This is a genomic window from Amycolatopsis sp. SID8362, assembly GCF_010550475.1.
In the GTDB taxonomy this organism is placed as follows: domain Bacteria; phylum Actinomycetota; class Actinomycetes; order Mycobacteriales; family Pseudonocardiaceae; genus Amycolatopsis; species Amycolatopsis eburnea.
Window position 1 is genome coordinate 1 of sequence record NZ_JAAGNB010000191.1, and the last position, 10688, is coordinate 10688.

Below are 10688 nucleotides of genomic sequence, written 5' to 3' on the forward strand. Positions count from 1 at the left end.
GCCTGTGGCGTTGCCCGCGCCCGAACCCCCGGGCCCGAAGCCGCCGGCCCCGCGGCCGCCGCCTCCGCCGACCTTGGAGTTGTACGCCTCGTCCCCGCCGAAGTTCATCCCGCCCATCGGCATCGGGCTCATCGGCGGCATGCCCCCGAACTGCTGGTTCGGGTTCGGCGTCGACCCACCGGGGAGCGACCCCGGCGTGAAGCCGGACGGCGTGGTGGTGCCGGACGGGATGAGCCCCGCGCCGGTGGTCGAGCCGGGCCCGGAGAACTGCGGCGTCCCGGTGGTGCCCGGGATGTTGCCGGGGGTGAAGTTGTTGGTGCCGCCACCCGGCATGTTCACCGAGTGCCCGCCCGGCGTGTTCACGCCCGACGGGGTGTTGATGCCGTTCTTGTCCCCGGTCCCGTTGGGATCGCCACTCCCCCCACCGGTGCTGAAACTCGGCGGCGGCGCGAAGGCGGGCTGCTTGGAGGCGGCCTCGTAGAGGTTCTTGTCGTAGGTCGACATGACCCCGGCGGCCTGGTCGTGCGCCGCCTGGCTGTCCTTCTGCTTCTGGATCGACTTGTCGACGTTGTCCGCGAGGTTGAAGGGGTTCGAGGTCGCCCAGGAGGAGAACTCGTCCTTCCAGCTGAAGGGAATCGGCGCCGGCATCGAGTTCTTGGCGGTGGACGCGGCCTGGCCCTGGTCGTAGATGGTCTCCGAGGCGAGCTTCGCGTTCTGCGAGTTGGCGTCGGACCACTTGCTCAGACTGGTGAAGTACTGCTGCGCGTTCTCGGCCGCGGTGCCTTCCCAGGTGCCCTTGGAAGCGGCGACGGCGGTGTTCATCGACTGGGCGAACTTGTCGAAGACCTGGTGCACCTGGTGGTACGCCGTCGAGACACTGGAGACCTGTTCGACGTCGAGATTGCTCTGCAAGAACTCCTGCAGCTGGGCGTGGTCGTTGCCCTTGTAGTCCGCGTTCGGCGCGTTCAACCCCTGGACGTACTCGACGTCGCGGCCCTTGGTGGCGTCCTCGACGTTCTTGTCGCCCATCTGCTGAGCCTGGTTCTTCGCCTTCGCCTGGGCGATCCACTGCTGGACGGGCCCGAACAACCAGCTGCCCGGGTCGACGCCCTCTTCCGCCTTCTGCTGCAGGTAGGCGTCGCGCTCGGCGGGCGCCATGTCCTGCACTTCTTGCGGCGTCTTGTCCGCGGTCTTCGGCGGCGGTCCCTGTCGCGTGCTCATCTGAACTCCCCTTACGCCTTGGGCAGTTTCGGCTCGACGGCCTTGGTGGCCACTTCTTCGGCCATCTGGCAGGCCTTCTCGACGGTGTCCACGGCGGTCACGTTCACGTCGACCCGCGCCTTGTCGCCGACACCGAGCGCGACCGTGCACCCGAGGGGCGACTGGCTCGACGCCTGTTTCGCCTTGCGGCCGTTGATGTCCAGGTCCTTGATGCCGCCGCCGGTGTCGTTGACCGAGTCGAGCGGGGCATCGTCGCGGATGGCGACGCCGATGATGCCGCCTTCCTCGCTCGCGTCGGTGCGCTGCTTCTGGTACGAGCAAACACGCGCTTTTCCGAGCTTCTTCTCCTCGGCGTCCTTGAAGGTGCCGTAGGCGGTCACGTCGGCGGCGGTCAGCAGCGTGCACGGCTCCAGCGACGTCGTCGTGGCGCCGCCCGGGTCCGCCGAACTCGACTCCCCGGTGGACGGGGCGGACGTCGCCGAGCCGGCCGGTGAGGGTGTCCCGGTCCGGGTGTCCGTGCACCCGGCCAGCAGCAGGGCACCCGCGGCGACGGGCAGGACGGCGCGTGCGAGGAGTTTCATCATTCCCTAGGACTTGGGCTTCAGGCCGTCGAGCGCGGCGTTCTCGGATTCGTGGTAGAGACCCGCGGCACGCTGGAGCGCCTCGTTGGCTTGCCGGGCCACCTGCTTGAGCTGGTCGAGCACGACGCTCGCGGACCCCTCGGCCTGCGCCGCGCCCTTCTGGTCGTGCGCCGCGATGGTGTGGCCGTACGGGTGGTTGCCCAGCTGCGGTGACTGGTTGAGCACGTAGGTCGTTTCGCTCAGGCCGTCCAGGTCGTCGACCAGGGCGAGGAGCGCCGTCGTGAGGGGCTTGACACCCTCCGGGGTGATCTTGAAACCACCGCTCTTGGCGGCGTCGACCAGCTTCTGCGTCTCCGCCGTCACGCTCTGCACCGCGGCGCTCATGGCGCCCGACGAGAACGGGTTGACGATGTCCGCGAAGGAGCCGCCGCCCCCGCCGTCCGCTATCAGCATCGCAGTCCACCCCGAATTCGCTTTGCCCGTGCGTGTGCACCCGGGAGTCTACTAGCCGGGCACCCTGCGCAACCGCGGTTCACCGATCTTCACTTCGGACGCAGCGGGCGACCCGGTGGTTCCCGGAGCTCAGAACTGGCCTTCGAGCTGGGCGTACAGCTGCTGGGCCAGGCGTGCGTTGTCGGCCGGGGCGTAGGTGAGCCAGCGCTGGCCGTCCGCGGCTGTGCGGGAGGACATCAGCCAGCGGCCGGCCGGGGTGTCGAACCAGGCCAGGGGTGGGTACGTGCCGCCGCGGGTCTGGGCCGTGAACTGGCCCACGCGCTTCTTCGGTTCCTGGAAGACCCGCTCGATCATGCGGACCTGGGGACCGCCGCCACCGCTGTGCGAACGCGGGGCGCTGACGCCCGCGAACGGGTCGTACGCCTCGTCGCGGCGCTGGGTGCGGGGCTGCTGGACCGGCCTCGAGATCGTCACCGACTGGCCGGGGGCGGCCGGGGTCAGGGGCAGCAGGTCGACGATCGCCGGGACGATGCCGGTCGGGCGGACCTCCTCGAAGACGATGAGGTTCTCCTCCTGCTTGGCGAGCACCGCGAACTGGCCGTCGGAAGCGACGCGGGCGAACAGCTGCCGGTCGCCCAGCTCGGCGGCCGCGTTGATGGTCACGCTGCCGCGGACGAACGTCGACAGCGCCAGCTCGGCGTCGGGGTCCAGACGGCCGCGGCTCCACAGCCCGCGGCCGGTCAGGTCGCGGACGACGGCGTCGCGGATCATCGCGCGCTGCTCGACGGTCGTGCCGACGTGCGGCACCTCGAACGGCGTCGGCGCGCGGCCCAGCCCGAGCTGTTCGAGCAGGATGTCCACCGCCGCCAGCGACAGCGAGAACGAGTGAGGCATCGCGTTTTCCCCCCGCGGGTTCTTCCGATCTCGGGGAACGGTACCGCCACCGCGTGCTCCGCCCTCAGCGAACCCGCTTGCCGCGCGAAGATCGCCGCTGGTCCGATGGACGCATGGCCGATCCGAAACCCGCACTCGTGCTGCACCTCGCCACCGGCGGGGAACCGCTGCTGTTCGCGCTCACGACCGATGCGTCCGCCAAGCTCACGGGCAGGCTCGCCCAGCTCGTGAAGTCCGGCGCAGTCGAAACAGTGACCACCAAGGACCACTCCGAGGTGACGATCAACTTCGCCCACGTCGCCGCCGCGTACGTCGACGACCTCACCCGCAAGAGCACCGTCTTCGGCATGCACGGCTGACACGGCGAAGGCCGCCTCACGACGAACGTGAGACGGCCTTCGACCGGGGACCTCAGAGCTTGTACAGGCGCTTCCAGTTCTCGCGCGAGGTCAGCTCGGGCATGGCGCGCTTGTACTGCTCCTGCACCGCCGCGCCTTCCTTGCGCAGCCGCTGGATGACCTTCGCGCCCTGCTTGGCCAGCGCGAACATCTTCACCTTGTCGTAGGACCGGACGCGGACGCCTTCCTGGTTCGCGTCGGTGACGACCGCCTTGTCGAACAGGGCGATGTGCCACCAGTGGGCCTCGTCGATCGGCACCGCGCCGAGCCCGAAGCGGCTGCGGCCGAGGACTCGGTCGAGGATGCGCTTGATCAGCACCAGGCGCTGCATGCTGGGCCGCGGCGCGCTGTTGATGATGCCGATGTCGTTGGACGCGATGCCCGGCACGTCGGTCGCCTTGTGGCGCTTGGTCTCCGGGTAGGCATCGCGGATCCGGCGGATCTCCTGCATCGCCTCGACACCGCCGTCACGCAGGATCTCCGGGCCCTCGAGGAAGTCCTCGACGGCCTTGATCAGCGTCGCCGACAGGCCGTACTGCATGCCCAGCAGGTAGCGCACCAGCTGCGCGAGCAGCACCCGCGAGAGCAGGTTCAGGTTGAACGGCGAGTGCAGCGCGGCGGTGATGATCGAGTTGCGCAGGTTGAAGTACCGGTGCCACTCGTCCCAGTCCTTCATGTGGAAGTCCGCGTGCCACACACCCGCACCCGGCAGGGTGACGGTCGGGAAGCCGTGCGCGCGGGCCCGGTAGGAGTACTCGGCGTCGTCCCACTGGAAGAAGAACGGCAGCGGGTAGCCGGTCGCCTGGACGACCTCGTAGGGGATCAGGCACGACCACCAGCCGTTGTAGCCGGCGTCGAGGCGGCGCTCCTGGCGGTTCGGCTTGAGCGTCTCCTCGTCCACGCCGAGCAGGTCGGCCGTCGACAGCGAGTGCTCGACCGGCTGGCCCGGCTCGAGGGTGTTGAGGCGGGCGTACTCGGCGCCGACGTGCAGCTGGTTCGGGTGGAACAGGTTCAGCATCTGGCCGCCGACGATGATCGGGTTGGCGGCGCGGTTGGAGAACGCCGTCATCCGGATCACCAGGTCCGGCTCGAGCAGCACGTCGTCGTCCATGAACAGGACGTTCGCGTGCTCGGTCGCGGTGTGCCCGGCGACCTCGAACAGGCCGCGGGTGAAACCGCCGGCGCCGCCGAGGTTCGGCTGCTTGATGTAGTGCAGCTTGTCGGCGAGGTCCTTCGCGACCTGCTCGAAGCCGTCGCGGGACTCGACGAGGTCGGTGCCCTGGTCGGCGACGTAGATCGCGTCCAGGGTCTCCAGCGAGGAGACGTCCGCGGCGAGGGCCTGCAGGTTCTTCAGGCAGTCGTCGGCGCGGTTCATCGTGCAGATCGTGACCGCGGTCGGGCGGATCTTCTCCGGCGCCTCGACCGTCCAGCGGACCTGCTCGACGCGCAGCGTCTGGCCGCCCTCGGTCTCGAGGTCGAGCCAGAGCGCGCCGCCGTCGTAGAACTTGTCCAGCTTGCCGGTCAGCGCGACCTTCAGCTGCTTGGCGTCGACGACCTGCTCGGCGGCCACCACGCGCGGCTCGCCCTCGACGTCGGAGGCACCCATGGACAGCAGGCCGGTCCCGGTCACGACGGCCTCGACCGAGACCTCGGACACGTCCGTCCAGCGCTGCCAGTAGCTGGCCGGGAACCGGCCGAAGTACGTGTTGCCGGACACCTTCGAGGCGGGCTCGAGGGAGATGACCGCACGTTCCCGCACGGCCGAGCCCCATTCGAGCTCGGCGTACAGGTCCTTGCTGACGATCGGCGCCGGTCCGGCGTAGAGCCCGCGCTGCGCCGTCAGGCGACCCTGCGGAGTGTGCTCGGTGAACCGCGTCTCGGCGGCCGCGCCGGCTTGGGTGGTCGGCGCCGGGGTGGCTGTTTTACCGGGCATTGAGTTCCTCAGTTCTCCTCAGTCGACGGCTCGCGGAAGACGACCCACTTGAGCATCACGAAATTGATCACCGTGGCCGTGGCCTGCGACACGGCCCAGCACAGTGTGTGCTGCCACGCCGATTCCGGCAGAACGTGCAGCATCAGCTGGTTCACCCCGACCGCGACGAAGAACGTCACGGTGTAGAGCAGGACGAACGAGCCGATCTGCGCCTTGCCCTCGCGGCGTCCACCCGAGAAGGTGAACTTCCGGTTCAGGAAGAAGGCCGTGGTCGTGCCCACGATGAAAGAGATAGCGCGGGCGACGTCGACCCACGGTGAAGTGGCCATCCCGGCCACCTGGGTCAGCAGGGTGTACGTACCCAGGTCGACGAGGGCGCAGAAGCCGCCGATCAGGGCGAAGCGGATGAGCTGCCCCAGCAGTCCGATGGAGGACGGCTGAGCAGCTGCGATGTCGGCTTGCGGATCGGTCGCCACCACTGCATTACCTCGTTGCCTGAGTCATGGTCACCCGCGCGGGCGCTTGTGCCTTGATGCGCAAAGTGTAGAAGCGAGCACTTCAGGGTCACGTTCCGGGCGTCGTTCGGCGTGGCTACCCTGGTCGAGTGACCCATGTACCCGAGACACAGCGACGCACGCTCACGGGCTGGGCGCGGACGGCCCCGACCACCGCCGACGTCCTGAGCACCGCGGACGTCGAAGCCATCGCTCGCGCCGTGACGCAGGCCGGCGAGCGCGGTGTCATCGCGCGCGGCCTCGGCCGCTCCTACGGCGACCCGGCGCAGAACGCGGGCGGCCTGGTCGTCGACATGACCGCGCTGAACCGCATCCACTCGATCGACCCGGACACCGCGCTGGTCGACCTGGACGCCGGCGTCAGCCTCGACCAGCTGATGCGCGAGGCGCTGCCGCACGGCCTGTGGGTCCCGGTGCTCCCGGGCACCCGCCAGGTGACGATCGGCGGCGCGATCGCCAACGACATCCACGGCAAGAACCACCACAGCGCGGGCAGCTTCGGCAACCACGTCGTGTCGATGGACCTGATCACCGCGGACGGCAAGATCCGCACGCTGACCCCGGAGGGCCCGGAAGCCGAGCTGTTCTGGGCGACGGTCGCCGGCATCGGCCTGACCGGGATCATCGTGCGGGCCACGATCCGGATGACCAAGACGGAGACCGCGTACTTCCTCGCGGACAACGAGCGCACGAACAACCTCGACGAGACGCTCGAGCTGGTCAGCAACGGCTCCGACGACAAGTACACGTACTCGTCGGCGTGGTTCGACACGATCTCGACCGGCCCGAAGCTCGGCCGCGCCGCCTTCGGCCGCGGGTCGCTGGCCAAGCTGGACGAGCTGCCGCCGAAGCTGCGCGCGAACCCGCTCAAGTTCGACGCCCCGCAGCTCGCGACGCTGCCGGACATCTTCCCGAACGGCCTGGCCAACAAGCTGACCTTCGGCGGGATCGGCGAGCTGTACTACCGGAAGACGCCCAAGGAAGCCCGCGGTGTCATCCAGAACCTCACGGCCTTCTACCACCCGCTCGACATGTTCGGCGAGTGGAACCGCGCCTACGGCTCCAAGGGCTTCCTGCAGTACCAGTTCTCGACGCCGCTGAACGCGCACGAGCCGCTGCGGAAGATCGTCCGGAAGATCGCCGAGTCGGGGCACGTGTCCTTCCTCAACGTCTTCAAGCGGATGGGCGAGGGCAACGCGGCGCCGCTGTCGTTCCCGCACCCGGGCTGGATGGTCTGCGTCGACTTCCCGATCAAGCCGGGCCTCGGCCGCTTCTGCCAGGAGCTGGACGACGACGTCCTGGAGCTGGGCGGGCGGCTGTACACCGCGAAGGACTCGCGCACCACGCCCGAGACGTTCGCGAAGATGTACCCGCGGCTCGAAGAATGGCGCAAGATCCGCGCTTCCGTTGACCCCGAAGGCGTTTTCGCCTCTGACATGAGCCGGAGGCTCGAACTGTGATCGACGCGGTGGGCAACCCCCAGTCCCTGCTCCTGCTCGGCGGCACGTCCGACATCGCGCTGGCGATCGCCGAGAAGTACCTGGCCGAGAAGCCCCTGCGGGTCGTGCTGGCCGCGCGGCCGTCGCCCCGGCTCGACGCGGCCGCGCAGCGCCTGAAGGACCGCGGTGCCGAGGTGTCCACCGTGGACTTCGACGCCAAGGACACGGCGTCGCACCCGGGCGTGCTGGCCAAGGCGTTCGAGGGCGGCGACATCGACGTGGCGGTCGTGGCGTTCGGCCTGCTCGGCGACCCGGAAGAGGTCTGGCAGGACCACGCGAAGGCCGTCGAGCTGGCGACCGTGAACTACACGGCGGCGGTGTCGGTCGGCGTCGCGCTGTCGGAGAAGCTCAAGGCGCAGGGCCACGGCACGGTGATCGCGCTGTCGTCCGTGGCCGGCGAGCGCGTCCGGCGGTCCAACTTCGTCTACGGCTCCACGAAGGCCGGTTTCGACGGGTTCTACCTGGGCCTGGGCGAGGCGCTCGCGCCGTCCGGCGTGCGGGTGACGGTCGTGCGGCCGGGCCACGTCAAGACGAAGATGACCGAGGGCCTGAAGGACGCCCCCCTGGCGCAGACGGCCGAGCAGGTGGCGGAGACCGCCGTCGCGGCCGCGCGGGCGGGCAAGGACCTCGTGTGGGCGCCGGCGCAGTTCCGCCTGGTGATGTCGGCGCTGCGGCACGTGCCGCGGCCGATCTTCCGCAAGCTGCCGATCTGAGGTATCCACCCGCGGGTTGACCCGGAGTTCCATCCGGGCCCGGTCTCCACGCCGATGTGGTCGTCAGCCAGCCGCAACAGACTGTCACCATGACGACTACGACGAGCGAACGCGCCGGACTCATGATGCTGCTCCGCGACGTCGCCCTCCCGATGGCGCTGTACTACGTCCTGCGTTCCTTCGAGGTCGACGCGCTCTGGGCGCTGCTGGTCAGCGCCGTGCCACCGGTGCTGCGGACCGGGTACGTCCTGGCGCGGCACCGGCGGATCGACCCGGTCAGCGCGTTCGTGCTGGCCGTGCTGCTGGTCAACGGCGCGGTGGCGGTGTTCTCCGGCGACGCCCGGCTGCTGCTCGTCCGCAGCGCCTGGATCACGCTCCCGCTCGGGGTGGTGCTGCTGGCCAGCCTGGTCGCCGGACGGCGGCCACTGCTGTTCCGGGCGGTGTGCGCGCTCCAACCCGCCCGCGCCGAACACCTCGAAGGGCTGTGGGGCCTTTCCCGGTCGTTCCGGGAGCGCTGGCGGTCGGCGACGCTCTGGTGGGGCGTCGGGTGCCTCCTGCTGGGCTGCGCCGTCGTGGTGCTGGCGTTCACGCTGCCGGTCGACGTCGTGCCGGTCCTCGACACCGCACTCACCGCGGGCAGCGTCCTCCTCGGCGTGAAGCTGACCAGGCGGCGGCTGGGCATCCGGCGGACGGCGGATGCCTGAGTTCAGCTCCCCGCGGCGTGGGCGGGCACCAGGTAGAGGTTCTGGCTGCCCATCCACGGTGAGTCGATCCGCCAGCTCGCCAGCGCCGCCGGCGGGGGCGCGCGGCGGGTCGTCGCCAGGACGAGGTCCGGGCTGATCGGGGCGACGCTGTGGTCGAAGTTGTGGAAGTTGGCTTCCAGCAGCGCGCGGCCGATGTCGCCGCTGCGGCGCTTCGTCTCGGCGATCGCCGGGTCGACCGCGCCGCGGTCGGAGAACTCGTCGACCAGCTCGCAGTCGCACGCGTAGGCCAGCGCGCCGACCTCGCCCGCCGTCTCCACCTTGCGGCCGTGCGCGATCGCCGCCAGCTCTTGGCCGATCTCGCGGTACTCCGTCGTCGACGCGTGGTTGCTGGTGATCGGCGCGAACTGGCGCGGAAGACCCGGCATCGCGTACACGGCGACGCTGGCCGCGACCACCGCGGCGGCGGCCGTCCACGTCCCGCGGCGCACCCGTTCCGGGACCGCCGAGGCGCCGGCGGCGAGGAAGACCGTCGCGCCGATGATGCTGGGCGCGTAGTACCAGTGGTACGGCGGCACGCCGAGGCGGCTGTAAGCGACATAGTGCAGGGCACCCGCGACGGCGAGCGCGGCGAACGGCGTCAGGCGGCGGGCGGTTTCGGAGCCGCGGCGGTACAGGACGACCCAGGCCACCCCGGCCACGCCGGCGAGCAGCAGCGGCAGGAACGACAGCGCGGCCGCGGTCGGGAAGTTGCGCCAGTAGAGCAGCGGGCCGTTCGTGAAGCTGAACGGTCCCCACGACTGCTGGCTGATCTTGATGACGAGCGTGTCCGGCACGGCCGAGCCGAGCACCAGCCAGCTGAAGCCGAACCACGGGAGCATCACGGCGAGCGCCGAGAACGCCGTCCGCCAGATGCCCACCCAGAACTCGCGGCGCGCCGCGAACAGCACCGCCGCGATCAGCAGCAGGTCGATCCGGACGAGCGCGAGCAGCCCGATCACGACACCCAGCCGTCCCGCGTGGCGCTCGCCGGCGTGCACGAGCGCCCAGACGACGCCGGTGGCGCCGAGCGCGACCTCCAGCCCGACCGACGACAGCAGCAGCGGGTTGACCAGCAGCAACGCGAACGTCAGCGGCGCGAACGCGGCGGGCAGCCCGGTGCGCTCGCCGAGCCGGCGCAGCCCCAGCACGAGCAGCACCTGCGCGACGACGAACACGACCCCGGCGGCGAGGACGGCGTCGCGGACGACGAACGTGACCGCGCCGAGGGCCAGGACGTTCAGCGGCGACGTCGCGGTGTTCGCCGTCCCCTGCTCGATCAGGCCCCAGTGGGCGTGGAAGGCGAGGTTCTTCGCGTAGGACAGCGTGATGTAGGTGTCATCGATGAGATGGTGGCTGACCAGGGCGAACACGAGGGCGGAGGCCACCGCGGCACCCGCCGGGAGGACCCACGGACGGGTGACGGGCACAGCCGCCGGCAGCGCACCGGCGGCGTTGGGGAGTTCTGCGGAGGCGCTTCGCATCCGGGACACCGTACCCCGCCCGTGATGCTTCCGTGATCTGAGCGGGGGGTCGGTGGTGCAGACCACACTCCCCCGGGTGGGTCAGATGCCGTCGCCGCTGCCCTGGCCCTGGCTCTGGTGGCCTTGGCCTTGACCTTGGCCGCCGCGGAAGCCCGGGCCGCGGCCGTCGTGGTTGCCGCCGGGGCCGCCGCCGTACTGGCGGTGGATGCCGGGCCGGCCGTCGCGGGGACCGTGGTGGCTCGCGGCGGCGATCCCGC

General features: G+C 70.2%; 11 protein-coding genes. 4 read left to right on the forward strand and 7 right to left on the reverse strand.

The genetic code is table 11. From position 1 onward, the window contains the following. The 4 genes from G3I65_RS07010 to G3I65_RS07025 all read right to left on the reverse strand — a co-directional run. Positions 1-1221 (reverse strand): hypothetical protein (locus G3I65_RS07010; RefSeq protein ID WP_160695359.1); only part of this gene is annotated, 1221 nt, incomplete at its 3' end. Between the two features lie 11 nt (positions 1222-1232). Continuing rightward, positions 1233-1802, reverse strand: a complete 570-nt coding sequence (locus tag G3I65_RS07015; protein ID WP_239070687.1) for a DUF3558 domain-containing protein — start codon at positions 1800-1802, stop codon at positions 1233-1235. A 6-nt stretch (positions 1803-1808) separates the two neighbouring features. Next, positions 1809-2255: a hypothetical protein gene (locus tag G3I65_RS07020; protein WP_160695361.1), complete on the reverse strand. Its 447-nt coding sequence runs from the start codon at positions 2253-2255 to the stop codon at positions 1809-1811. A gap of 129 nt (positions 2256-2384) precedes the next feature. Further along, positions 2385-3149, reverse strand: a complete 765-nt coding sequence (locus G3I65_RS07025) for an ESX secretion-associated protein EspG (protein ID WP_160695362.1) — start codon at positions 3147-3149, stop codon at positions 2385-2387. 113 nt (positions 3150-3262) lie between these two features. Here G3I65_RS07025 and G3I65_RS07030 point away from each other — a divergent pair, with 113 nt between their 5' ends. Further along, positions 3263-3508, forward strand: coding sequence for a hypothetical protein (locus G3I65_RS07030; protein WP_160695363.1), 246 nt, complete (start codon positions 3263-3265; stop codon positions 3506-3508). 52 nt (positions 3509-3560) lie between these two features. Here G3I65_RS07030 and G3I65_RS07035 read toward each other — a convergent pair whose 3' ends face one another. Both G3I65_RS07035 and G3I65_RS07040 read right to left on the reverse strand, forming a co-directional pair. Next, complete coding sequence (locus G3I65_RS07035) at positions 3561-5480, reverse strand: glycosyltransferase (RefSeq protein WP_160695364.1); 1920 nt, start codon at positions 5478-5480, stop codon at positions 3561-3563. A gap of 8 nt (positions 5481-5488) precedes the next feature. Next, positions 5489-5959 (reverse strand): GtrA family protein, encoded by a 471-nt coding sequence (locus tag G3I65_RS07040; RefSeq protein WP_163046652.1) that lies wholly within the window; start codon positions 5957-5959, stop codon positions 5489-5491. A 125-nt stretch (positions 5960-6084) separates the two neighbouring features. On the opposite strand from G3I65_RS07040, the gene G3I65_RS07045 reads away from it, so the two are divergent. The 3 genes from G3I65_RS07045 (at position 6085) to G3I65_RS07055 (ending at position 8911) form a co-directional block, all read left to right on the forward strand. After that, a complete protein-coding gene (locus tag G3I65_RS07045) occupies positions 6085-7455 on the forward strand; it encodes an FAD-binding oxidoreductase (protein ID WP_160695365.1) in 1371 nt (456 codons plus the stop codon). Then, the gene (locus G3I65_RS07050) at positions 7452-8207 is read left to right on the forward strand and encodes a decaprenylphospho-beta-D-erythro-pentofuranosid-2-ulose 2-reductase (protein ID WP_160695366.1); all 756 of its coding nucleotides are present in this window, start codon (positions 7452-7454) and stop codon (positions 8205-8207) included. Before G3I65_RS07045 ends, G3I65_RS07050 begins: the two co-directional genes overlap by 4 nt. Positions 8208-8296: 89 nt before the next feature. After that, positions 8297-8911: a VC0807 family protein gene (locus G3I65_RS07055; RefSeq protein WP_160695367.1), complete on the forward strand. Its 615-nt coding sequence runs from the start codon at positions 8297-8299 to the stop codon at positions 8909-8911. 2 nt (positions 8912-8913) lie between these two features. Here G3I65_RS07055 and G3I65_RS07060 read toward each other — a convergent pair whose 3' ends face one another. Beyond that, a complete protein-coding gene (locus G3I65_RS07060) occupies positions 8914-10431 on the reverse strand; it encodes a hypothetical protein (protein WP_160695368.1) in 1518 nt (505 codons plus the stop codon). Between the last annotated feature and the right edge of the window lie 257 nt (positions 10432-10688).

Coding starts and splice junctions, on each gene's coding strand:
- G3I65_RS07030 (WP_160695363.1), top strand. CDS start 3,263: ATGGCCGATCCGAAACCCGCACTCGTGCTGCACCTCGCCACCGGCGGG.
- G3I65_RS07020 (WP_160695361.1), bottom strand. CDS start 2,255: ATGCTGATAGCGGACGGCGGGGGCGGCGGCTCCTTCGCGGACATCGTC.
- G3I65_RS07060 (WP_160695368.1), bottom strand. CDS start 10,431: ATGCGAAGCGCCTCCGCAGAACTCCCCAACGCCGCCGGTGCGCTGCCG.
- G3I65_RS07035 (WP_160695364.1), bottom strand. CDS start 5,480: ATGCCCGGTAAAACAGCCACCCCGGCGCCGACCACCCAAGCCGGCGCG.
- G3I65_RS07025 (WP_160695362.1), bottom strand. CDS start 3,149: ATGCCTCACTCGTTCTCGCTGTCGCTGGCGGCGGTGGACATCCTGCTC.
- G3I65_RS07015 (WP_239070687.1), bottom strand. CDS start 1,802: ATGAAACTCCTCGCACGCGCCGTCCTGCCCGTCGCCGCGGGTGCCCTG.
- G3I65_RS07055 (WP_160695367.1), top strand. CDS start 8,297: ATGACGACTACGACGAGCGAACGCGCCGGACTCATGATGCTGCTCCGC.